The following is a 21,376-nucleotide window of genomic DNA, read 5'->3' as shown; positions in this document are numbered from 1 at the left end:
CCGTCATGGCGGGCCGGTAACCTCGCCTCTCCCCCGAAACGCAGCATCCCCCGCATGAGTGCAAACCGCCCGCCGCTCTCCCCGTTGTCCACGCTGATCTTCGCCTCGCGCTGGCTGCAGCTGCCGCTGTACCTGGGCCTGATCGTGGCGCAGTGCGTCTACGTGTTCCTGTTCGGCAAGGAACTGTGGCACCTGATCTCGCATTCGGTGTCGATGGGCGAGCAGCAGATCATGCTGATCGTGCTGGGCCTGATCGACGTGGTGATGATCTCCAACCTGCTGGTGATGGTGATCGTCGGCGGCTATGAGACCTTCGTCTCGCGCCTGCGCCTGGAAGGCCACCCGGACCAGCCGGAATGGCTGAGCCACGTCAATGCCAGCGTGCTGAAGGTGAAGCTGGCGATGGCGATCATCGGCATCTCCTCGATCCACCTGCTGAAGACCTTCATCGCCAGTGGCGCACTGAATGGCATCCCGCTGTGCACGCCGGAGCAGATGAGCGTGGCCGCCGCCAACATCGGTGTCGCCCGCTGCTCGATGCTGACTCAGGAAGGCGTGCTGTGGCAGACCATCATCCACTGCGTGTTCATCCTGTCGGCGATCGGCATCGCCTGGACCGACAAGCTGATGTCCAACGGCCACAGCAAGTCGCACGACAAGGCGCACGACCACTGAGGTCGGCGCCGGCAACGGCACGGCCGCCGTTGCCCATCCCGGCCACTGCTCTTGTACGCGGCGGCGGCCGGGATGCTAGATTGCACCCTCGCCGTTGCCGGCGGTGGCGTCGGGAAACGTCACCCTGCCGCGCCCGGACCGCAGGTCCCGGCCATGCATATCAATGATTTACGTCACGTCGTCTTCTAGAGGGGAGCAGGATGTCGCACGTCTCAACGATCACCGCCGCGCGCCGGTGGCTGCCGGTTGCCCTGGCACTGGCACTGGCTGCCTGCTCGGGCAAGGAGGAAACCGCCGCACCGGCCCCGGCCGCCGCACCCACCGCCGCTGCACCGGCCGCACCGGTGGTCGCCGCCAAGGTGCAGTCGATGGGCACCGAGCAGCTGCGTGAGTCGGCCAGCCAGGCCCTGCGCGAGAACCGCATGTACGCGCCGGCCGGCGACAACGCCATCGAGTACTACCTCGCCCTGCGCGACAAGACGCCGGACGACGCCTCGGTGAAGAGCGCGCTGACCGACCTTCTGCCCTACACCCTGATCGCCGCCGAACAGCACCTGGGCCGCGAGGACTACACCGAAGCGCAGCGTCTGGTGGCGCTGATCGAGAAGGTGGATGCGTCCGCGCCGGCCCTGCCACGCCTGAAGGACGGCCTGGCCAAGGGCGTGCAGAACGCGGCCAAGCGCACCGAGGCCGAAGCCGAGAAGGCGAAGAAGGACGCCGAGGACCGCAGCAAGCAGCAGACCGAACAGCAGCGCCTGGCCGAGCAGCGTGCCAGGGAAGCCGACGCGGCCAAGCAGATCGCTGCCCAGCAGGACGCCGCCCGCCGCGACAATGAGCGCCAGGAAGCCGAGCGCCAGGCTGCGGCCCGCCGCGAAGCCGAGCAGAAGCAGCAGCAGGCTGCCGCCCAGCAGGCCAGCGCCGCACGCCAGGCTGCAGCTCCGGCGGCCGCTGCGGCGCCGAACCTGCGCCCGGTCAGCACCCCGGCGCCGCGCTATCCGTCCGAGGCGCTGCGCGCAGGCACCTCCGGCGAAGTGCTGGTGGAAATCACCGTCGGCACCGACGGTTCGGTGACCAACGCCCGTGTGCTGCGCGCAACGCCATCGCGCGTCTTCGATCGCGAGGCCATGAACGCGGTCAAGCGTTGGCGCTTCGAGCCGGTCAGCGCACCGGTCACCACCCGCCGCACCCTGGTGTTCGCCCCGGGCGGCAGCTGACCACGAAAAGGGGACGGAGGGGATTAAGTCGTTTCCGACCCGCAATGACCACACGGCCCGGCATGTCCGGGCCGTGTTCGTTTCAGGCGAGGCTGTCGATCAGGCGCTGCAGTGCCGGATCGCGCGCGTCCAGCACCTGGAACAGGCCCAGCGCATGCAGGCCCGGCAGCAGCGCACGCAGGTCGGCTTCGGCGGTGGCGCGGGTGGCGTCATCGCCGGCGGAGTCCTGCCAGTCACGGACGCTGGCGAGGAAGGCGCCGACGCTGCCCTTGCGCACGGTGAGGCCGTTCACCTGCACCTCGTTCTGATGGTCGGGAAGGATGTCCTGCGGCTGCATGGGTGATGCTCCTGTGGGATCGGGAGCCCAGTGTGCCACCCAGCCATTGGCACTTCTGCCGTATAACTGCCAATGGATATGGCAGATCAGACACCGACCGGCTTGATTGATCCGGCATTGGCGGACGCCGACGACGGCCCCATCGTGCTGGCCGGCCAGCTGCGCGTGCCCGGAAGGCGGCGCACCGCGCGCCACCAGCACGTGCGCGGCCAGTTGCTGGGTGCCCACCACGGCCTGCTGCGGATCGAGGCCGGCGACCTGCACTGGCTGCTGCCGGCGGGGCATGTTGCCTGGATACCGCCCTTGCTGCCCCACGCCCTGGTAGGGGCAGACGCATTCGATGGCTGGAGCCTGTACGTCCGCGCCGATGCCGGCCTGGATCTGCCGCCGCTGCCCCGCATTTTCCAACCCGATGTGCTGTTGCAGGCGGCGGTGACGCGGGCACTGCGCTGGCCGCATCAGGCACTGGACGCTGCGCAGGCACGCTTGGCCGGCGTCATCGCCGACGAGATCCGTGCCAGCACTCCCTTGCCACTTGCCCTGCCACAACCGCAGGATCGACGGTTGCGGCGGATCGCGGCGGCGCTGGCACGGTCGCCGGACGACCTTCGCAGCGTCGAAGCGTGGGCAGCCACCAGCGGACTGTCCAGCCGCAGCCTCGCCCGCCATTGGCAGGCCGAAACAGGCATGACCCTGGGCCAGTGGCGGCAGCGCCTGCGCGTGCTGCTGTCGCTGCCACGCCTGCTGGCGGGCGAGCCGGTGATCAGCGTTGCGCTGTCGATGGGATACGACACCCCAAGCGCGTTCATCACCGTGTTCAAGCGCGAGATGGGGGTGACGCCTGCGCAGTACGCAAAAGGGGACGGAGGGAATTAAGTCGCTTTTGACTCTTCCGACACGGCATCGCGGCGTTGCCTGATGTCCGGCTTCGCGGCCGCAATGACAGGCTGAAACCCCGTCCAGTCTCCAGATCCGATGCCCCGACAAGCGCGCCTGATGCTGGCAGGCCAGGCCTATCACGTGATCCAGCGCGGTGTGAACAAGGGCGCGATCTTCGTCGACGACATCGACCGCCAACTGGTCCTGCATCTGTTGCACAGCGCATTCCTCAAGCACCACGTCGCGCTGCATGCCTATGTCCTGATGGGAAACCACGTTCACCTGTTGGCTACGCCCTCCACACAGCCGGGTCTGGCTGGTGCAATGCGCATGCAGGGCAACAACTACGTACAGGCCTTCAACCAGCGGCACGGGCGCAGTGGACCTCTGTGGCAGGGCCGCTTCCATTCCTCAATGATCGACAGCGATGCGTATCTTCTCAGCGTATACCGCTATATCGAACGCAATCCCGTTCGTGCAGGAATTGCTGTCAGTGCTGAAGATCACCCGTGGTCCAGCGTGCATGGCAACCTTCAACGACGCGATGATCCGATGTTGACGCAACATCCCGCGTTCGAGGCGCTGGCAGCGACCGCTCTGGGAAGGGCGACGTTGTATGCCGAATTCCTGCGCGATGTGAATGCGTCCGCCGACGTACCCGCGATCCGCAACCACAGCGCCAGACAACGCCCGATGGGGAACGATGCGTTCCTGCGGATGGTGGAGCAGACGCTGGGGTGCCCGGTGGAGATGCGCGGACGAGGACGTCCGCGCTAGGAGGGGACGGGAGAGGCAGAAACGACTTAATCCCCTCCGTCCCCTTTTTGGTCAGCCAGAGATCGCCAGGCGCTCGTTGTGGTAGCGGCGCACGGCGGCGAACCACAGCACGGCGGCGAGGCCGAGGCTGGCGCCGAGGTAGATCGCCCAGACCGCCGGGGTGATGATCTCGTGGCGGATCACCTTCAGCAGCATCTGGTTCTGCGACAGGAACGGCACGGCGTACTGCCACAGCTCGCTCTTCAGTGGATAGGCTACCAGTGCATAGCCAGGCAGCATCGGCAGCAGCATCAGCCAGGTCATGTGGCTTTGCGCTTCCTTCATGCTCTTGGCTGCGGCCGACAGGAAGGTCAGCAGCGAGGTGCCGATCAGCAGCATCGGCAACATCACCAGCAGCATCTGCAGCATCGAGCCGACGTTCATGTTGAACTGGCGGCCAATGTTGCCGGGTGCGATCTGCGCGCTCACCTTGAACGCGACCAGGGTCAGCAGCAGCGACACGAAACCGACCACGCAGGCGGCGGCGATCTTGCCGCTGACGATCGCGCTGCGCGAGCCCGGCGTGGCCAGCAGCGGCTCCAGCGACTGCCGCTCGCGCTCGCCGGCGGTGGCGTCCATCACCAGGTAGGCGCCACCGATGAACGAGGTCAGCGTCAGCAGTACCGGCAGCAGCATCGACAGGATCATGCCGCGCTTGGCCTCGGCACTGGCCAGGTCCTGGCGTGCCACGTCCAGCGGGCGGGCCACCTGTGCATCGATGCCGCGCGCCATCAGGCGCAGTGCACCGACCTGGCCGTTGTAGGTGGCCAGCGCCGCCTCCAGGCGCGCACTGGGTACTTCAGCCGCGCGCCGCGTGCTGTCCTTGATCACCTCCACCAGCGCCGGCTTGCCCTCGGCCCAGTCCTTGCCGAAATCATCGCTGATGCGCAGCGCCACATCGATGTCCTGGGTGCGGATGGCCTCGGCCAGGTCCTTCGGTGCCGGTGCGGCATTGAGGCCCTGTGCGGCGAGGAAGCGCACCAGGTTCGGCGCGTTCCCGGCGCCGATGGTCGGGATCTGCAACGGCTCTTCGATCTGGGTGCGTACCCGGCTCTCGGCCAGCTTGCCCATGCCCAGCAGCAGCACCGGGTACAGCAGCGGCCCGAACAGCAGGGTCAGCAGCAGCGTGCGGCGGTCACGCGACAGGTCGCGCAGTTCCTTGCGCATCACCGTCATCAGGGTCGACATCATGCTCATGCGTGCAGGCCCTCTTCGCTGCCGATCAGTTTCACGAACGCGTCCTCAAGATTGGCTTCGCCGGCCTGCGCACGCAGCTCGTCGGCGCTGCCGGCAGCCATCACCGTGCCCTTGGCGATGATCACGATGTGGTCACACAACGCGCCCACCTCCTGCATGATGTGGCTGGACAGGATCACGCAGCGCCCCTCTTCGCGCAGGCCCAGCAGGAAGCGGCGCAGCGCGCGCGTGGTCATCACATCCAGGCCGTTGGTCGGTTCGTCGAGGATGACGTTGCGCGGGTCGTGCACCAGCGCGCGGGCAATCGCGGTCTTGGTGCGCTGGCCCTGCGAGAAACCATCGGTCTGCCGGTCGAGGATGTCCCCCATGTCCAGCGCGTGCGACAGCACCTCGATGCGTTCGCGGATGCGCTCGGCAGACAGGCCATGCAGTTCGCCGAAGTAGGCGATGTTCTCGCGCGCGGTCAGGCGCTTGTAGACGCCACGCGCATCGGGCAGCACGCCGAGGTGGCGACGTACCTCCACCGGATTGCGCGCCGCATCGATGCCGTCGACAGTGATGCTGCCCTGGTCGGGCGTCATCAGTGTGTACAGCATGCGCATGGTGGTGGTCTTGCCGGCACCATTGGGGCCGAGCAGGCCGGTGATCTGCCCATCCCCGGCGCGGAAGCCGACGTTGGCGACCGCCTGGATGCGGCCCGTGCGGGTATCGAAGGCCTTGTGCAGGTTGTCGGCGACGATCATGGTTCCCATCCGTTGAACGAGGTGAACGCCGGCACGTAGCTCAGCGTATCCAGGCAGCCGGCATCCAGCGCCTTGGCATCGGTCTTGTCGATGAACTGGCCGAGCAGCCGCGGCATGCAGCCGGCGGTCAACGTGCCATGGCCCTGGCCACGGGCGACCAGCGCACGGCCGTTGGGCAGGCCCTTGAGCACCTGTGCGGCGTAACGCGGCGGCGTCACCGGGTCCAGCTCACCAGACAGCAGCAGTGCCGGCACGTCGCTGCGCAGCGGCACGGCATCGGTTGCCGGCGCCGGACGGTGCGGCCACACCGGGCAGGCCGCGAAGAACGCACTGGCCACTTCGTTGCCGAACAGCCGCTCGGGATCCTCGGCCGGCGCGTGGTAGCGCGGCGCATCCTCGCTGCAGATCACCGACCACTGCATGCCGCGGTTGATCTGGAAATCCATGCTGCGGTTCGCGCCGCGCGCCAGCGATGCCAACGGGGCATAGCGCCCGTGTGCGGCTTCATCCAGCACCAGTGGCAGCAGCGAGGAATACTGCGGCACGTAGGAGAAGGCGAAGGCAAGGCCGACCACGCTGTCCGGGGTCAGGACATCCTGCCGGGGTGCGTTGGTACCCGGGTCGCGATACTCGACCGAGACCGGTGCACGGCGCAGGGTGTCGACCACGCTGCGCAGCTGCGCGCGGGTATCGGTCGGGAAACGCTTGCTGCACGCAGCATCCTTGCGGCACTGCGCCGACTGCAGGGCGATCGCATCCTCGAAGGTGGTCGCGAAGTCGCCACCGACCACCAGCTCGTTCGGTACCACGCCATCGATGACGATGCTGCGGGTGTGCTGCCGATAGGCCCCGGCATAGCGCTGGGCCACGCGGGTACCGTAGGAGCCGCCAACCAGGTTGAGCTGGTCCACACCGAGCGCCGCACGCACCGCATCCAGATCGGCGATCGCCTCGGTGGTGGTGTAGAAGCGCGCATCGGCACGCCCCTGCAGCGATGCGGCGCAGCGCTGGGCGTAATCGCGCAGCGATGCCTCGGAAGGCGCGGCATCCTCGTCCACCTGCAGCGGCTTGCCGTCCGCGCCCAGGCAGCTGAGCGGGTTGGAGCCGCCGGTGCCGCGCTGGTCGATCAGGAACACGTCGCGCTGCTTGCGCACCTGGCGCAGTGCAGTATCGACGATGACCGCCACCTCGCTGGCCGCTTGGCCAGGGCCGCCGGCCAGGAAGAACACCGGGTCGGGCTGGCTGGCGCCGCTGCTGCCCGATTCCAGCCAGGCGACACGCAGGCCGATCCAGCGACCGTCAGGCTGGGCCCGGTCCTCCGGCACCTGCAGGGTGGCGCACTGCGCCTCCACGTTGGCGCTGGCACCTTCGGTGGACAGTGTGCAGGGCTGGAAGTCGATCGTGCCGAAGCGGCGGCTGGGTGCATCGCTGGCGCTTCCGGCGTCGGCCGGCGGCGGCTGGCTGCACCCGGCAAGCATCAGGCTGGCCAGCATCCCGGCCAGCGCGAGGTGGTGTCTTTGCATCGTGCTCGTTTCCCCTGGAGGACGTTCCTGTCGACCACGACGGGCTGCCGCGGAAGATGTGACCCAACTTACACGGGCAGCGCGCCGACGGCGATGGGCAATGACGAATCCGCAGCCAACGGCGCGCAGACCAGGCGGTCCCGCCTCTCGGCCTTGGCCGGCACAGGGCGGCATCGGCGGCGGCCCGCAGCGCCCCGTGGGCCAGTGCACCGGCCCGGCGGCGATGCGGGGTCTGAAAACGGCGAGCACGGCCGCCGGCGCACGCGCAGAATCCGCCGCAGACCCAGGAGACGCTCATGCACACGTGGTACCTCGGTGGCATCGACCATCGCCCCTTCCTGCACCTGTTCGAGATGAGTGACAGCGCGCTCGCCGCGCTCGGCATCCAGCGTCGCTGGGCCGGCGCCAACGGCGGCCATCCCTGCCGGATCAGCCTGAGCGATCCCGCGCCTGGCAGCGAGCTGCTCCTGCTGTCCCACGTCCACCTGCCGCTGCATTCACCGTATCGCGCCGCCGGCCCGATCTTCGTGCAGCGCGGCGTGACCCGTTGCGTCCTGCCGCCAGGCGAGGTGCCCCCGTATGTGCAGCGCCGGATGATATCGATGCGTGCCTATGACCACGCCGCGCTGATGTGCGGTGCCCAGGTCTGTGCGGGCACCGAGGTGGCCGACCACCTGGATGCACTGTTTGCCGACCCGTCGGTGGCGTTCGTCCAGCTGCACAACGCGGCGCATGGCTGTTTCTCGTGCCAGGCAGATCGGGTGGGTACCGTGACTGCGTAGCGTGATCCCCATGACGTGATCGATGCCACGCCGGTCACGTGACGTCCAGCGCATCCGTTCAGCCCTGCGTGAAGCCTGCGGGAAGGGCTTCACATGCGCAGTCACGGATCGACACTGCGATGGTTCCGTCGCCTGCATCGCGACTCGATACTCGCCGTGGTGCCGCCGGAAGTCCACTGCGCAGCGCAGCGCCTGCGGTCACCGTTCCCTTTCGACGACCACAAGGATGCGCCATGTCATTCCGATCCACACCGCTGCTGCTGGCTACCTCGTTCGTGGCTGCGGGCCTGTCCCTGGCCGGCAACGCGTTCGCCCACGGCACCATGACCACGCCGGTCAGCCGCGTCTACGCCTGTTTCCAGGGCAACCCCGAGAACCCGACCAACCCGGCCTGTGCCGCCGCCAAGGCCATCGGCGGTTCGCAGGCGTTCTACGACTGGAACGGCATCAACCAGGCCAATGCCAACGGCAACCACCAGGCCGTGGTGCCCGACGGCAAGCTGTGCAGCGGCAACAACCCGACCTTCCGCGGCCTGGACGTGAACCGCAGTGACTGGCAGACCACGCCGATCCAGCCCGATGCCAATGGCAGGTTCACCTTCGTGTTCAAGGCGACCGCGCCGCACGCCACCCGTGACTGGCGCTTCTTCGTCACCCGCGAAGGCTGGCAGCCGGGCAGCCCGCTGCGCTGGGCCGACCTGCAGGAGTTCTGCACCCTGGGCAATACACCGCTGTCGGCCGATGGCACCTACAAGCTGCAATGCACGTTGCCGCAGCGCACCGGCCAGCATGTGATCTACAACACTTGGCAGCGCTCGGATTCGACCGAGGCGTTCTATACCTGCATGGATGTGCGTTTCCAGGGCGGCGGCGGAACGGCACCGGCAACGCAGTGGCAGGATGCCGGCCCGGTCACCGCGCGCGGCGAGCTGCCGGTCGGCACCACGTTGGCGCTGCGCGTGTTCAATGCCAACGGCAATGATGTCGAACGCGTGGAAGCCACGCTGGCCAGCGGCCAGACTGCCGCCGCACAGTGGCCGCTGGTGCTGGCACGCACGGTCAATGCCAGTGCGCAGCACGCACGCGTGGGCGTGCTCAGCAACGGCGTGATCACACCGGCGGCCTCGGCCACCGACAACCGTGTGTACCTGAAGGACGGCAACCGCTTCCAGCTCGACACCCGGGTGCCCGACGCGGGCACGCCGTCGCCGGGCGGTGATTTCGACCACGTGTACCCCGCAGGCATTGGCAGTTACGTCCCGGGCCAGACCGTGGTAAAGGGCCCCGACGGCAAGCTGTACGCCTGCCGCCCGTTCCCGGAAGGGGCGTGGTGCAACGTCAATGCCGAGGCATATCGCCCCGGTGTGGGCAGTGCATGGCGCGATGCTTGGGTGCCCTACTGACCCGTTGTAGAAGGCGGTGCGCATCGCGCCGCCTTCTGCCTGGGCCGCAGTGTTTTGAGCAGGGCGCTGCAGATCAGGCACGACAGCCATCAAATTCAAACTTGTCCGATGTTGACGGCGCGTCTGCATGTGAAGACTCCATGAGGTTTCCCACACCTCGCAAAGGAGTCTCTGCATGCACCTGTCCCACCGGGCAGTCCTCGCACTGTCCGTCGTTGCCGGCCTCGCCCTGTCTGGCAGCGCCTTCGCCCACGGCACCATGACCAAGCCGCTCAGCCGCGTGAAGCAGTGCCACGAGGGCAATCCGGAAAACCCGACCAACCCGGCCTGCGCCGCCGCCAAGGCCATTGGCGGCGCGCAGCCGTTCTACGACTGGAGCGCGATTGCGCACGGCAATGCCAATGGCAACCATCGTGAACTGGTGCGCGACGGCGAGCTGTGCAGTGCCAGCATTCCCAAGTACCGCGGGCTCGACCTGAACCGCACGGACTGGCCGACCACGCCGATCCGCGCCGACGCGCGTGGCCGCTACACCTTCGAATTCTATGCCCCGGCCCCGCATGCCACCCGCGAGTGGAAGTTCTATGTCACCCGTGAGGGCTGGCAGCCGGGCAGCCCGCTGCGCTGGGCCGACCTGCAGGAGTTCTGCACCCTGGGCAACGTGCCGGTGGATGGCAAGACCTACAAGCTGGATTGCCCGCTGCCCAAGCGCAGTGGCCAGCACATCATCTACAACACCTGGCAGCGTTCGGATTCGGGTGAAGCGTTCTACACCTGCATGGACGTGCGATTCGAAGGCGGCAATGGCGTGATTCCGCCGCCGCAGTGGCAGGATGCCGGCCCGGTCACCGCCCGCGGTGCGCTGGAGGCAGGCACCACGCTGACCCTGCGCGTGTTCAATGCCAACGGCAACGATCTGGAGCGCCCGGAAATCACCCTGGCTGCTGGCCAGACCGCTCCGGCACAGTGGCCGATGGCGCTGGCCCGCAAGGTCAACGGCAGTGCCCAGCACGCCCGCGTCGGCGTGATGAAGAACGGCGTGATCACGCCGGTGGCGTCCGCCACCGAGAACCGCGTCTACCTGAAGCCAGGCAACCGCTTTGAACTGGAAACCCAGATTCCGGGCCCGGTTGATCCGGTCGATCCGCCGGGTGGCGATTTCGACTTCGTGTATCCGGCCGGCCTCGGCAGCTACAAGCCTGGCGAGACCGTGGTGAAGGGCACCGACGGCAAGCTGTACGCCTGCCGTCCGTTCCCGGAAGGTGCGTGGTGCAACATCAACGCCGATGCCTATCGCCCGGGCACCGGCTTTGCCTGGCGTGATGCCTGGATCGCGTACTGAGGCCGGGCACCGGGGGCGGCGTGGTGCCGCCTCCGGTTTGCGGGGGGGTGCCGGCCAACGGCCGGCACCACCCGGGCCTACTTGCTGCTGACGTACTTCTCGCGGCGGATCTGCGGGTTGCCCAGGCCGGCCGCCTTCAGCAGCTCGGCGCAGGCATCGACCATGTCCGGGTTGCCGCACAGGTAGGCGATGTCGGTGGCCGGGTCCGGCGTGAAACCGGCCAGCGCCTGCTGCACGTAGCCGTGCTGTACATCCGGGTGCGGTTCGGCCGGCAGTTCGCGCGACAGGCACGGAACATAGCGGAAGTTCGCGTGCTTTTCGGCGAAGCTGTAGAAATCTTCGCTGTACAGCAGCTCGCCCGGACTGCGCGCGCCCTGCAGCAGCACGATCTGCACGCCGCGTTCGGCTATGGCCTTCTCCAGCAGCGGCAGCATCGAGCGGTAGGGGGTAACGCCGGTACCGGTGGCGATCAGCAGGTAACGGGCGTTGTGGTCACCGGGATTCAGGCAGAACCGGCCATAGGGGCCGGACGCACTGATCTGGCTGCCCTGCTCCAGCGCCTCGAACAGGGCCGTGGCGGCGCCACCGGGCACGAAACTGACCGCGATGTCCACCGCCTCGCCCGGGCCCAGCGCATGGTCGTGGATGGTCGCCAGCGAGTAGCTGCGCTTGGTTTCGGTGGCGTCGGCGTAGCTGAAATGGACCTGGATGAACTGGCCGGGCTGGAAATCCAGCGGCTGCCCATCGTCACGCACGAACTGGTAGTGGCCGACGGTCGGGGCCAGCATGCGGCAGCCGACCAGCTTGAGGGGGAATTGAACAGGCACGACTTTTCGGGACAGTGTGTAGCCGGGGCAAGCCCTCGGGGTCTTCTATAATAGCCCCTCCCCGCCCCTCTCCAGCGCCAGCCCATGGGCGCGAAGGCTTCGAGCTTGGCATCCCAGAACGATACGGCGCCCGCCCTGCGCGTGCGCGACCTGCGCAAGACTTATGACAACGGCACCCAGGCCCTGAAGGGCGTTTCCCTGGAAGTGGCCCCGGGCGACTTCTTCGCCCTGCTCGGCCCCAACGGGGCGGGCAAGTCGACCCTGATCGGCATCATCAGCTCCCTGGTCAACCTCAGCGAGGGCCAGGTGGAGGTGTTCGGCAGCGACCTGGTGCGCAACCGCAGCGCCACCATGCGCCTGATCGGGCTGGTGCCGCAGGAGATCAATTTCAACCTGTTCGAAAAGCCCTTCGACATCCTGGTGAACTACGCCGGGTTCTACGGCGTGCCGCGCGAGGAAGCCGAGCAGCGCGCCGAGGAAGAGCTGAAGCGCGCGCACCTGTGGGAAAAGGCGCAGGTGATGAGCCGCACGCTGTCCGGCGGCATGAAGCGCCGGCTGATGATCGCTCGCGCGATGATGACCCGCCCGCGCCTGCTGATCCTGGATGAGCCGACCGCCGGCGTGGACATCGAGATCCGCCGCGACATGTGGCGCGTGCTGAAGGAGATCAACGCTGCCGGCACCACGATCATCCTCACCACGCACTACCTGGAAGAAGCCGAGTACCTGTGCCGCCACCTGGCGATCATCAACCATGGCCAGATCGTCGAGCAGGGGCCGATGCGCACCCTGCTGGCCAAGCTGGACGTGGAAGGCTTCCTGCTGGACATCGACGGTGACCTGCCGGCGCAGCTGCCGGTGATCGAGGGCGCGACGCTGACCGCGCCGGACCCGCACACGCTGGACATCGACATGCCACGCGCGATGGACCTCAACCGCGTGTTCGCTACGCTGAACGAGTCCGGCATCCGCGTGCGTTCGATGCGTACCAAGAGCAACCGCCTGGAGGAGCTGTTCGTGCGCCTCACCGGCAACATGGAGAAGCCTGCATGAGCACCACCGAGCTGACCGACGGCCAGCGCAACCGCATCGCGCTGATGACCATCGTGCGCCGCGAAGTCGCCCGCATCATGCGCATCTGGGGCCAGACCCTGGTGCCGCCGGCGATCACCATGACCCTGTACTTCCTCATCTTCGGCAACCTGATCGGGTCGCGCGTGGGTGACATGGGCGGCTACACCTACATGCAGTTCATCGTGCCGGGCCTGGTGATGATGAGCGTGATCCAGAACAGCTACGGCAACATCAGTTCCTCGTTCTTCGGTGCCAAGTTCGGCCGCCACGTCGAAGAACTGCTGGTCAGCCCGATGCCGAACTGGGTGATCCTGTGGGGCTACGTGGCCGGTGCCGTGCTGCGCGGCCTGATGGTCGGCGTGATCGTGCTGATCATCGCGATGTTCTTCACCCCGGTGCGAATCCCGCATCCGATCGTGATGCTGACCACGGTGATCCTCGGCGCGACGATCTTCTCGCTGGCCGGATTCATCAATGCGGTGTATGCGAAGAAGTTCGATGACGTGGCGATCGTGCCGACCTTCATCCTGACCCCGCTGACCTACCTGGGTGGCGTGTTCTATTCGGTGAAGCTGCTGCCGGGCTGGGCCGAAGCGGCCACGCACGCGAACCCGATCTTCTACATGGTCAACGCGTTCCGCTATGGCCTGCTGGGCAGCAGCGATGTGCCGCTGCCGGTGGCCTACGGCCTGATGATCGGTTTCGTGGTGGTGCTGACGGCGCTGGCCCTGTGGCTGCTGCGCCGTGGCGTGGGTATGCGCAGCTGAGACCTGCGTGGTAGTGCCGGCCGCTGGCCGGCAACACCAGATCCACGCCATGCGTGGATGCAGCAGTCTGTAGAGCCGAGCCTATGCTCGGCTCTTTTTTGCCTGCAATCTCCGGCACAATCGCAGTTCTGATTCCCCCCAGAAAACGGTGAACGTGCAATGCGCATCCTGATCCTCGGCGCCGGCGGTACCGGCGGTTACTTCGGTGGCCGCCTGGCCCAGGCCGGCGTGGACGTGACCTTCCTCGTGCGCCCCGCGCGCGCCGCGCAGCTGGACCATGATGGCCTGGTCATCCGCAGCCCACTGGGTGATGCGCGTTTCCCGGTTCAGCACGTCACGGCTGATGCACTGCCCGCACTGGCCGCGCAGAAGCCCTTCGACCTGGTCATCCTCAGCTGCAAGGCCTACGACCTGGACAGTTCGATCGATGCCATCGCCCCGGCAGTCGGCGCGAACACCACCGTGCTGCCGATCCTCAACGGCCTGCACCACTACAACGCACTGGACCTGCGCTTTGGCCGCGACGCGGTGCTCGGCGGCCTGTGCTTCATCAGCGCCACCAAGGCGCCCGATGGCGCGGTGCTGCATCTGGGCAAGCCGGCCAAGCTCACCTTCGGCGAGCGCGACGGCGGCGCGATCTCCGCGCGCGTGCGCGCCTTCGCTACGGTCTGCGCGAAGGCCAACCTTGATCACCTGGCCAGCGAGCGCATCGGCCAGGAACAGTGGATCAAGTACACCTTCCTGACCGCGCTGGCCGCAGCCACCTGCCTGCTGCGTGCGGATATCGGCACCATCGTCGCCACCGATGATGGCGAGGCGATCGTACGTGGCCTTTACGACGAGTGCCTGGCCGTCGCCGAAGCCGCCGGTGAACCGGTTCCGGAGGCAGCGAAGGACACTGCGCGCGGCACGCTGACCCAGGCCGGCTCGGCGTTGAAGGCCTCGATGCTGCGTGATCTGGAGGCCGGCCAGCAGGTGGAGGCCGAACAGATTGTTGGCGACATGCTGGTGCGTGCGCGCAGGGCTGATCAGGAAGCCCTGCTGCTGCAGGTTGCCTACAGCAGCCTGCAGGCCTACCAGGCACTGCGGGTCGCGTGAGTCCCGCCTTGCAGGCCAGCCCATTGCCCGCGCGGGTACTGATTCTCGGGCTGGGCTGGAGCGGACGCGTGCTGGCCGCGCAGCTGCAGGCGCACGGCGTAGGCGTGGCCGGCACGGTGCGCGACCCGTCTGCGGCACCGCACGATGGCCTGCTGCGACACCCGCTTCGAGCTGACACCGCACCGTCACCTGCCCTGCTCGAAGAGATCGCGCAGGCCGATGCCGTGCTGTGCAGCGTGCCGCCCGACGCGGAGGGCGACCCGGCACTGCGCCTGCTGCTGCCCGCGCTGCAGGCCAGCCCGGCATTGCGCTGGGTCGGCTATCTGTCGTCGACCTCGGTGTATGCCGACCGCGCCGGCGGTTGGATCGACGAGCGCAGCGCGGCCGACGCCACTGAAGCGGCTGGTGTGCAGCGCCTGCTCGCGGAAGCACAGTGGCGTGCACTGGCCGGACAACGCAGCATCGCCTCGGCGGTGTTCCGCCTGCCCGGCCTGTACGGGCCGGGTCGCAATGCGCTGGTGCAGTTGGCGCAGGGGCGTGCGCGCCACGTGGTTCGCCCGGGCCAGGTGTTCAACCGACTGCACGTGGATGACCTGGCAACCGTCATCATCGCCGCAATGCGGCGACCGGCCCGGCAGGGTCTCTACCTGCCCAGCGACGACGAGCCTGCACCGCCGCAGGATGTGCTGGCCTTCGCCGCGAAGCTGGGCGGGTTTGCGCTGCCGCCCGCCGTGGCCTGGGATGACCCGGCACTGAGCCCGACGCTGCGGCGCTTCTACGAAAGCAACAAGCGCATCGACAGCCGGGGCACGCGTGAAGCATTGGGCTGGGAGCCGAGGTTCCCCAGCTACCGTGAGGGCCTGCGCGACCTGCTCCGGTAGTGCCGGCCGCCGGCCGGCAATCAAGATGTGCTGCCGGCCAGCGGCCGGCACTACCATCAACCCGCGTCGGGCAGGCGGAAGAACGCGCGGGCGGCGGCCGTGGCATTGGCCGCGGTCACCGCAACGTCCTCGCCACGGTCACGTGCCAGCTCTTCCACGATGTGCGACAGGAACATCGGCTCGTTGCGCCGGTCCTTCGGCATCGGCTTCAGCGTGCGCGGCAGCAGGTACGGCGCGTCGGTCTCGATCATCAGGCGGTTGGCCGGGATGTTCTTCACCAGTTCGCGCAGGTGCGCGCCACGGCGTTCGTCGCACAGCCAACCGGTGATGCCGATGTACCAGTCCTGGTCCAGGTAATCGAACAGCTCATCGCGTTCGCCGGTGAAGCAATGCACCACCGCCGGGCCGATGCGGCCTTCGAAGTTCTTCATCTGTGCCATGAAATCGGCGTGCGCGTCGCGCTGGTGCAGGAACAGCGGCTTGCCGTTGTCCGCGGCCAGCTGCAGCTGGCGCTCGAACGCACGGTGCTGCGCCGGGCGCGGCGAGAAGTCACGGAAGTAGTCCAGCCCGCACTCCCCCACCGCCACCACTTCCGGATGCGCGTGCAGCGCGCGCATCTCGGCATCGCATTCCTCGGTGTATTCCACCGCGTGGTGCGGGTGCACGCCGGCGGTGGCGTACAGGAAGCCGGGGTGCTGCTGGGCCAACTGCAGGGCCAGTGGCGAGTGCTCGCGGCTGGCACCGGTGATGACCATCTGCACCACGCCGGCCTGGCGCGCGCGGTCCAGCACGGCATCGCGGTCGCGGTCGAAGGAGTCGTGGGTCAGGTTGGCGCCGATATCGATCAGGTGCATGGTCATCGCGGGGGAAAAGTGCCCGCGCATTGTACCTGCGCCCGCCGTGCCCCCTTATCCTTTGCACATGACCGCCCCGCTCTTCCCGATTTCCCCGCTGCTGCCGCAGATCCAGCAACACCTGGCCGCGCAGCAGCGACTGGTGCTGGAGGCCCCGCCCGGTGCCGGCAAGACCACCCAGGTGCCACTGGCACTGCTCGACGCACCGTGGCTGCAGGGCCGCAAGATCATCCTGCTGGAACCACGGCGGGTCGCCGCCCGCAGCGCCGCGCTGTTCATGGCGCGGCAGCTGGGCGAGGAGGTCGGTGGCACGGTCGGCTACCGCATCCGCTTCGAAAACAAGGTTTCGGCGCGCACGCGCATCGAGGTCGTCACCGAAGGCATCCTGACCCGCATGCTGCAGGACGACCCGATGCTGGAAGAGGTCGGTGCGATCCTGTTCGACGAATTCCACGAGCGCCATCTCAGCGGCGACCTCGGCCTGGCGCTGGCGCTGGATGTGCAGGCGCAGCTGCGCGATGACCTGCGCCTGGTGGTGATGTCGGCCACGCTGGACGGCGAGCGGCTGGCACGCTTTCTCGATGCGCCGCGGCTGAGCAGCGAGGGCCGCAGCTACCCGGTGGCGATCAGCCATTTCCCGGCGCGCCGCGATGAGGCGCTGGAACTGCAGGTGCGCCGCGCGGTGCAGCAGGCCCTGGCCGAGCACCCCGGTGACCTGCTGGTGTTCCTGCCCGGCCAGCGCGAGATCGCGCGGGTGCAGGCGGGCCTGCAGGAATCGCTCAATGGCGATGTCGAGGTCCTGGCGCTGCACGGTGAACTGCCCGTGGAACAACAGGCGCGCGTACTTCAGGTGGCCAGCGATGGCCGCCGGCGCGTGGTGCTGGCGACCAACGTCGCCGAGTCGTCGGTGACGTTGCCCGGCGTGCGCGTGGTGATCGACAGCGGCCAGGCACGCGAACCGCGCTACGACCCCAACAGTGGCTTCACCCGGCTGGACGTGGTGGCCATCGCGCAGGCATCGGCCGACCAGCGCGCGGGCCGTGCCGGGCGCGTCGCCGAAGGCGTGGCCTGGCGGCTGTGGCCACAGTCGCAGCGGCTGGAACCGCAGCGCCGCGCCGAGATCGACCAGGTGGAACTGGCCGGACTGGCACTGGAACTGGCGGCCTGGGGCAGCAGCGATCTGCGCTTCCTCGATCCGCCCCCGGCGGGTCCGATGGGTGCGGCGCGCGAACTGCTGCAGCGGCTCGGCGCCCTGTCCAGCAGTGGCGCGATCACCGAACTGGGCCGGCGTGTGCTGGCGCTGGGCACGCATCCACGGATGGCGGCGATGCTGCTGGCAGCGCCCGATGCCCGCGCCCAGGCGCTGGCTGCCGACCTGGCCGCGCTGCTGGAGGCGCGCGACCCGTTGCGCCAGGGCGGCGACGCGCTGGCGGCCCGCTGGCGCGCACTGGCCGCGTTCCGCAATGGCCGCACACCGGGCGATGCCAACCGCAGCGGGCTGGCCGCGATCGATGCCGCCGCCAAGCAGTGGCGTCGCCGCCTGCGCTGCGAAGCCACGCCGCCGGCCAGCATCGAGGCCCATGAGCTGGGCGACCTGCTCGCTCATGCCTTTCCCGATCGAATTGGCTTCCAGCATCCCAGCGATCCTCTGCGCTACCTGCTGGCCAATGGCCGCAGCGCGCGCCTGCACGAGCTGAGCGACCTGCGCGGTGAGCCGTGGCTGGTGGCCAGCGAACTGCGCTTCGAGGCGCGCGATGCACTGCTGCTGCGTGCCGCACCGGTGGACGAGGATCGGCTGCGCAAGGCGTGGCCGGATCGCTTCGTCACCGAAGACGTAGTGCGCTGGGACAGCGAGCGACGCGCCCTGGTGGCACTGCGCGAGACGCGTTTCGACCGCATCGTGCTGGACAGCCGCTCGGCCGGCCGAGTCGATCCGCAGCACGCCGCGCAGGCACTGACCGGCGCGGTAGCCGAACTCGGTCTGCAGGCGCTGCCGTGGACCGAGGGCCTGCGCCAGTGGCAGGCGCGCGTCGAGTCACTGCGGCGCTGGATGCCGGAGCTGGACCTGCCCGACTGCAGCGACGCGGCCCTGCTGGCCAACCTCACGCAGTGGCTGCAACCCGCGTTCGCCGGCAAGAGCCGCCTGGACGCGCTGGATGAGGCCAGTTTCGGCGAGGCACTGAAGTCGCCGCTGGAATGGTCACAACGGCAGCTGGTCGAGCGTAATGCGCCGACCCGCATCACCGTGCCGTCCGGGCTGGAGCGGCCGATCACCTACGCGTTGGACAGCGAGAGTGGTGATCCGCTGCAGCCGGTGCTGGCGGTGAAACTGCAGGAACTGTTCGGCCTGGCCGACACGCCGCGCATCGCCGATGGCCGCGTGCCGCTGACCCTGCACCTGCTCTCCCCCGGCGGCCGCCCGCTTCAGGTCACCCAGGACCTGCGCAGCTTCTGGGAAAACACCTACGCCGAAGTGAAAAAGGAAATGAAGGGCCGTTACCCGCGCCATCCATGGCCGGATGATCCGTGGACAGCCACGGCCACGCACCGGGCAAAGCCGCGCGGAACCTGAGGGCGGGGTCGGATCCATTGCATCGCAATGGGCTCTGACCCCATACACCGCGCCGGGGTCAGAGCCCTTTCCCAAAGAAAGGGATCCGCCCCACCCTGCCTGATCCTGAATGGCTGCGGTAGAGTCACACCACGTGCGTCACCGGCTGACATACCGTTTACGGGCAACGCGCGACACTGGACTTCGACCCGAGGCAAAGGACCCCCGCATGAGCAAGCTGACCGTAATCACCGACCGCGCCCTGGAGCGCGCCCTGGAGCTGGCCCACACCGCCGGCGATGGCCTGAAGAGCGCCGGTGGCAGCCTGCGCAATGCGGACTGGATCAAGACCGGCGCCGCCATCGGCGCAGTGAAGACCGGCGGCAAGGCCGCGACCAAGTTCGTGCGCCGCAATCCGGCTGTGGCCGTGGCCGCTGCTGCGGTGGGTGTTGGCCTGCTCGGCTATGCGCTGTACCGCAAGCAGCAGAAGAAGAAGGCCGCCAATGGCCACGTGGTGAATGGGCAGGCGCAGCGCATCAGCGCGCGTGACCGCCGCAACGACACCGTCGTGGACGAGCACAGCGATATCGGCAGCGACGCGTGAATTTGCCAGGGTCGGACCCCTTCCGCGGGAAGGGCTCTGACCGCAAGGCACTGCATGAGGGCCGGACGCCGCAAGGCCTCCGGCCCTTTCTGTGTCAACCAATCTGCCGCCACTGCCCGGGCTGCAGGTCCTCCAGCCGGTACGGTCCCATCGACACCCGCACCAGTCGCAACGTCGGCAGGTTCACCGCTGCAGTCATCCGCCGCACCTGGCGGTTGCGGCCCTCGCGAACCGTGATCGCCAGCCAGCTGTCCGGCACGGTCTTGCGGAAACGTACCGGCGGATCGCGCGTCCACAGCGTCGGCGCCGGGTCGAGGCGCTCGATCTTCGCCGGCAGGGTCGGTCCATCGTTGAGCACAACGCCATCGCGCAGCTGTTGCAGCTGCTCGTCACCGGGCGTGCCTTCCACCTGCACCCAGTAGGTCTTGTCGGCCTTGTGCCTGGGGTCGGTGAGCTTGTGCGCCAGCGTGCCGTTGTCGGTCAGCAGCAGCAGGCCCTCGCTGTCATGGTCCAGGCGGCCGGCGGCATACACGCGCGGCGGCAGGCCGAACCCGGCCAGGGTCGGCCGCGGCGGCACGCTGCGGTCGGTGAACTGGCAGAGCACGTTGAAGGGCTTGTTGAAGGCGATCAGCATTGCAGGCACGGCGGGCGGCGGGTAAGGCATTGTCCCACGCCTCGCGCCAGGCGACTGTAGAACCGGAGGCAGCGGCAGGAGCCGCTGCCAACGTCGCATGCGACGATCCGAAGGGTGCCGGTCAGGACGGCCGGCATTGCCCACGCTCGGCTGCTGTTGTGCTCCGTCGCGCTGCGCGCGATGAGCCGAGCATCGGCTCGGCTCTACAGGGCAATCCGCGCTGGCAATACGGCGCCCCGGCTTACGGCTTGATGAAGCGCAGGGTCATGCGGTCGCTTTCACCGATCGCCTGGTACTTCGCATCATCGGCCTTGTCGTGCTGGTTGGTCGGCGGCAGCGTCCACACGCCATTGGGGTGGTCCTTGGTGTCGCGCGGGTTGGCGTTGACCTCGCTGCGCGCGTCCAGCCTGAAGCCGGCGGCCTCGGCCATTGCGATCACCTGCTGCTGGCCGACATAGCCGGTGTCATCGTCGTCGGCCACGTCGGCCTTGGCGCGATGCTCGACCACACCCAGCACGCCACCCGGCTTGAGCACGTTGAAGAAGCCCTGGAACATGCCCTGCGCCTGGCCGGCCTTGCGCCAGTTGTGCACGTTGCGGAAGGTCAGCACCACGTCGGCTGAATTGGCCGGGCCGAACACCGGCTTGGCCGGATCGTAGGCGACGACGGCGGTCCTGCCGAACTGCGCGGGTGCACCGGCGTACTTCTTTTCCAGGCTGTCGCGGCTGCGCTGCTGGTAGTCGCGGCCGCGACCCTCGGGCACCGCCATCGGATCGACCACGGCAGCCACATAGTGGCCCTTGTCATTCAGCAGCGGCGCCAGGATCTCCGAGTACCAGCCGTTGCCGGGGGTGATCTCGATGACGGTCTTTTCCGGTGCCACCTTGAAGAACGACAGCGTCTGCGCCGGATGGCGGAAGCCATCGCGCTTGACGTTGTTGGCATCGCGGGTGGGCGCCTTCACCGCCGCGTCGATGGCCGGCAAGACCTCGATCTTCGCCGGTGCCACCGTGGCCGGTGCGGCGAACGCGGGAACAGCAGCAAGCAGGGCCGAAGCGAGCAGCAGGCGGCAACCACGCAGGGACGAAGCAGGCATCATCGGGACGACTCCAGCGGAAGATGCGGCGAGACTAGCAGTCGCAGCGTCCCAGGTGTTCACAAAACGTTAGCGGCGA

General features: G+C 68.0%; 21 protein-coding genes. 13 read left to right on the top strand and 8 right to left on the bottom strand.

Features of this window, described 5'->3' with window-relative positions; translation table 11 throughout:
• Positions 1-54: 54 nt before the first annotated feature.
• Both ACM0PB_RS03255 and ACM0PB_RS03250 read left to right on the top strand, forming a co-directional pair.
• Positions 55-675, top strand: a complete 621-nt coding sequence (locus ACM0PB_RS03255; protein WP_065177871.1) for a TIGR00645 family protein — start codon at positions 55-57, stop codon at positions 673-675.
• 200 nt (positions 676-875) lie between these two features.
• A complete protein-coding gene (locus tag ACM0PB_RS03250) occupies positions 876-1,889 on the top strand; it encodes an energy transducer TonB (protein ID WP_065177870.1) in 1,014 nt (337 codons plus the stop codon).
• An 82-nt stretch (positions 1,890-1,971) separates the two neighbouring features.
• Here ACM0PB_RS03250 and ACM0PB_RS03245 read toward each other — a convergent pair whose 3' ends face one another.
• Positions 1,972-2,226: a hypothetical protein gene (locus tag ACM0PB_RS03245; protein WP_065177869.1), complete on the bottom strand. Its 255-nt coding sequence runs from the start codon at positions 2,224-2,226 to the stop codon at positions 1,972-1,974.
• A gap of 78 nt (positions 2,227-2,304) precedes the next feature.
• Between ACM0PB_RS03245 and ACM0PB_RS03240 the strand changes: the two genes are divergently transcribed.
• Positions 2,305-3,102, top strand: a complete 798-nt coding sequence (locus ACM0PB_RS03240) for a helix-turn-helix domain-containing protein (RefSeq protein ID WP_065177868.1) — start codon at positions 2,305-2,307, stop codon at positions 3,100-3,102.
• Between the two features lie 99 nt (positions 3,103-3,201).
• A complete protein-coding gene (locus ACM0PB_RS03235; RefSeq protein WP_164229312.1) occupies positions 3,202-3,882 on the top strand; it encodes a transposase in 681 nt (226 codons plus the stop codon).
• Between the two features lie 51 nt (positions 3,883-3,933).
• On the opposite strand, the gene ACM0PB_RS03230 is transcribed toward ACM0PB_RS03235, so the two are convergent.
• The 3 genes from ACM0PB_RS03230 to ACM0PB_RS03220 are packed head-to-tail and all read right to left on the bottom strand — an operon-like array spanning position 3,934 to position 7,384.
• Positions 3,934-5,118 carry an ABC transporter permease gene (locus tag ACM0PB_RS03230; RefSeq protein WP_069138817.1) on the bottom strand — a complete coding sequence of 395 codons (1,185 nt, stop codon included), beginning with the start codon at positions 5,116-5,118 and terminating at the stop codon, positions 3,934-3,936.
• Positions 5,115-5,861: an ABC transporter ATP-binding protein gene (locus ACM0PB_RS03225; RefSeq protein WP_053496785.1), complete on the bottom strand. Its 747-nt coding sequence runs from the start codon at positions 5,859-5,861 to the stop codon at positions 5,115-5,117. Before ACM0PB_RS03225 ends, ACM0PB_RS03230 begins: the two co-directional genes overlap by 4 nt.
• Positions 5,858-7,384, bottom strand: a complete 1,527-nt coding sequence (locus ACM0PB_RS03220) for an alpha/beta hydrolase (protein WP_164229314.1) — start codon at positions 7,382-7,384, stop codon at positions 5,858-5,860. Before ACM0PB_RS03220 ends, ACM0PB_RS03225 begins: the two co-directional genes overlap by 4 nt.
• Positions 7,385-7,680: 296 nt before the next feature.
• Between ACM0PB_RS03220 and ACM0PB_RS03215 the strand changes: the two genes are divergently transcribed.
• The 3 genes from ACM0PB_RS03215 to ACM0PB_RS03205 all read left to right on the top strand — a co-directional run bounded on the left by ACM0PB_RS03215 (position 7,681) and on the right by ACM0PB_RS03205 (position 10,911).
• Entirely contained in the window at positions 7,681-8,166 is a 486-nt protein-coding gene (locus ACM0PB_RS03215) for a DUF1203 domain-containing protein (protein ID WP_005420217.1), read from the top strand.
• 233 nt (positions 8,167-8,399) lie between these two features.
• Positions 8,400-9,569 carry a lytic polysaccharide monooxygenase gene (locus ACM0PB_RS03210; protein ID WP_065185885.1) on the top strand — a complete coding sequence of 390 codons (1,170 nt, stop codon included), beginning with the start codon at positions 8,400-8,402 and terminating at the stop codon, positions 9,567-9,569.
• 175 nt (positions 9,570-9,744) lie between these two features.
• On the top strand, positions 9,745-10,911 hold the full coding sequence (locus ACM0PB_RS03205; RefSeq protein ID WP_065177863.1) for a lytic polysaccharide monooxygenase: 1,167 nt from the start codon (positions 9,745-9,747) through the stop codon (positions 10,909-10,911).
• Between the two features lie 77 nt (positions 10,912-10,988).
• On the opposite strand, the gene ACM0PB_RS03200 is transcribed toward ACM0PB_RS03205, so the two are convergent.
• Positions 10,989-11,738, bottom strand: coding sequence for a ferredoxin--NADP reductase (locus ACM0PB_RS03200; protein ID WP_414604312.1), 750 nt, complete (start codon positions 11,736-11,738; stop codon positions 10,989-10,991).
• Positions 11,739-11,822: 84 nt separating this feature from the next.
• Between ACM0PB_RS03200 and ACM0PB_RS03195 the strand changes: the two genes are divergently transcribed.
• From ACM0PB_RS03195 to ACM0PB_RS03180, 4 genes are all read left to right on the top strand, one after another.
• A complete protein-coding gene (locus ACM0PB_RS03195) occupies positions 11,823-12,791 on the top strand; it encodes an ABC transporter ATP-binding protein (RefSeq protein ID WP_005420224.1) in 969 nt (322 codons plus the stop codon).
• Positions 12,788-13,579, top strand: a complete 792-nt coding sequence (locus tag ACM0PB_RS03190) for an ABC transporter permease (protein ID WP_005420226.1) — start codon at positions 12,788-12,790, stop codon at positions 13,577-13,579. Before ACM0PB_RS03195 ends, ACM0PB_RS03190 begins: the two co-directional genes overlap by 4 nt.
• A 159-nt stretch (positions 13,580-13,738) precedes the next feature.
• Complete coding sequence (gene panE, locus ACM0PB_RS03185; RefSeq protein WP_065177861.1) at positions 13,739-14,677, top strand: 2-dehydropantoate 2-reductase; 939 nt, start codon at positions 13,739-13,741, stop codon at positions 14,675-14,677.
• On the top strand, positions 14,674-15,558 hold the full coding sequence (locus tag ACM0PB_RS03180; protein WP_065177860.1) for an NAD-dependent epimerase/dehydratase family protein: 885 nt from the start codon (positions 14,674-14,676) through the stop codon (positions 15,556-15,558). Before panE ends, ACM0PB_RS03180 begins: the two co-directional genes overlap by 4 nt.
• Before the next feature lie 56 nt (positions 15,559-15,614).
• Here the strand turns inward: ACM0PB_RS03180 and ACM0PB_RS03175 are convergent, their stop codons facing one another.
• Positions 15,615-16,412 (bottom strand): TatD family hydrolase, encoded by a 798-nt coding sequence (locus ACM0PB_RS03175; protein ID WP_005420232.1) that lies wholly within the window; start codon positions 16,410-16,412, stop codon positions 15,615-15,617.
• Between the two features lie 67 nt (positions 16,413-16,479).
• On the opposite strand from ACM0PB_RS03175, the gene hrpB reads away from it, so the two are divergent.
• Complete coding sequence (hrpB, locus tag ACM0PB_RS03170) at positions 16,480-18,984, top strand: ATP-dependent helicase HrpB (protein ID WP_065185889.1); 2,505 nt, start codon at positions 16,480-16,482, stop codon at positions 18,982-18,984.
• A 208-nt stretch (positions 18,985-19,192) separates the two neighbouring features.
• A complete protein-coding gene (locus ACM0PB_RS03165; RefSeq protein ID WP_005420251.1) occupies positions 19,193-19,567 on the top strand; it encodes a hypothetical protein in 375 nt (124 codons plus the stop codon).
• A 94-nt stretch (positions 19,568-19,661) separates the two neighbouring features.
• Here ACM0PB_RS03165 and ACM0PB_RS03160 read toward each other — a convergent pair whose 3' ends face one another.
• Both ACM0PB_RS03160 and ACM0PB_RS03155 read right to left on the bottom strand, forming a co-directional pair.
• On the bottom strand, positions 19,662-20,201 hold the full coding sequence (locus ACM0PB_RS03160; protein ID WP_065177857.1) for a pseudouridine synthase: 540 nt from the start codon (positions 20,199-20,201) through the stop codon (positions 19,662-19,664).
• A 241-nt stretch (positions 20,202-20,442) separates the two neighbouring features.
• Positions 20,443-21,300 (bottom strand): class I SAM-dependent methyltransferase, encoded by an 858-nt coding sequence (locus ACM0PB_RS03155; protein ID WP_414604310.1) that lies wholly within the window; start codon positions 21,298-21,300, stop codon positions 20,443-20,445.
• Between the last annotated feature and the right edge of the window lie 76 nt (positions 21,301-21,376).

This window comes from Stenotrophomonas sp. AR029 (genome assembly GCF_047520695.2).
Classification (GTDB): Bacteria; Pseudomonadota; Gammaproteobacteria; order Xanthomonadales; family Xanthomonadaceae; genus Stenotrophomonas; species Stenotrophomonas sepilia.
The sequence above is the reverse complement of the archived record's forward strand: the minus strand, read 5'-3'. Positions and strand labels throughout refer to the sequence as shown.

Bases quoted from the DNA above. Each gene is read 5' to 3' on its own strand.
- ACM0PB_RS03255 (WP_065177871.1), top strand. From the start codon at position 55: ATGAGTGCAAACCGCCCGCCGCTCTCCCCGTTGTCCACGCTGATCTTC.
- ACM0PB_RS03250 (WP_065177870.1), top strand. From the start codon at position 876: ATGTCGCACGTCTCAACGATCACCGCCGCGCGCCGGTGGCTGCCGGTT.
- ACM0PB_RS03245 (WP_065177869.1), bottom strand. From the start codon at position 2,226: ATGCAGCCGCAGGACATCCTTCCCGACCATCAGAACGAGGTGCAGGTG.
- ACM0PB_RS03240 (WP_065177868.1), top strand. From the start codon at position 2,305: ATGGCAGATCAGACACCGACCGGCTTGATTGATCCGGCATTGGCGGAC.
- ACM0PB_RS03235 (WP_164229312.1), top strand. From the start codon at position 3,202: ATGCCCCGACAAGCGCGCCTGATGCTGGCAGGCCAGGCCTATCACGTG.
- ACM0PB_RS03230 (WP_069138817.1), bottom strand. From the start codon at position 5,118: ATGAGCATGATGTCGACCCTGATGACGGTGATGCGCAAGGAACTGCGC.
- ACM0PB_RS03225 (WP_053496785.1), bottom strand. From the start codon at position 5,861: ATGATCGTCGCCGACAACCTGCACAAGGCCTTCGATACCCGCACGGGC.
- ACM0PB_RS03220 (WP_164229314.1), bottom strand. From the start codon at position 7,384: ATGCAAAGACACCACCTCGCGCTGGCCGGGATGCTGGCCAGCCTGATG.
- ACM0PB_RS03215 (WP_005420217.1), top strand. From the start codon at position 7,681: ATGCACACGTGGTACCTCGGTGGCATCGACCATCGCCCCTTCCTGCAC.
- ACM0PB_RS03210 (WP_065185885.1), top strand. From the start codon at position 8,400: ATGTCATTCCGATCCACACCGCTGCTGCTGGCTACCTCGTTCGTGGCT.
- ACM0PB_RS03205 (WP_065177863.1), top strand. From the start codon at position 9,745: ATGCACCTGTCCCACCGGGCAGTCCTCGCACTGTCCGTCGTTGCCGGC.
- ACM0PB_RS03195 (WP_005420224.1), top strand. From the start codon at position 11,823: ATGGGCGCGAAGGCTTCGAGCTTGGCATCCCAGAACGATACGGCGCCC.
- ACM0PB_RS03190 (WP_005420226.1), top strand. From the start codon at position 12,788: ATGAGCACCACCGAGCTGACCGACGGCCAGCGCAACCGCATCGCGCTG.
- panE (WP_065177861.1), top strand. From the start codon at position 13,739: ATGCGCATCCTGATCCTCGGCGCCGGCGGTACCGGCGGTTACTTCGGT.
- ACM0PB_RS03175 (WP_005420232.1), bottom strand. From the start codon at position 16,412: ATGCACCTGATCGATATCGGCGCCAACCTGACCCACGACTCCTTCGAC.
- hrpB (WP_065185889.1), top strand. From the start codon at position 16,480: ATGACCGCCCCGCTCTTCCCGATTTCCCCGCTGCTGCCGCAGATCCAG.
- ACM0PB_RS03165 (WP_005420251.1), top strand. From the start codon at position 19,193: ATGAGCAAGCTGACCGTAATCACCGACCGCGCCCTGGAGCGCGCCCTG.
- ACM0PB_RS03160 (WP_065177857.1), bottom strand. From the start codon at position 20,201: ATGCTGATCGCCTTCAACAAGCCCTTCAACGTGCTCTGCCAGTTCACC.
- ACM0PB_RS03155 (WP_414604310.1), bottom strand. From the start codon at position 21,300: ATGATGCCTGCTTCGTCCCTGCGTGGTTGCCGCCTGCTGCTCGCTTCG.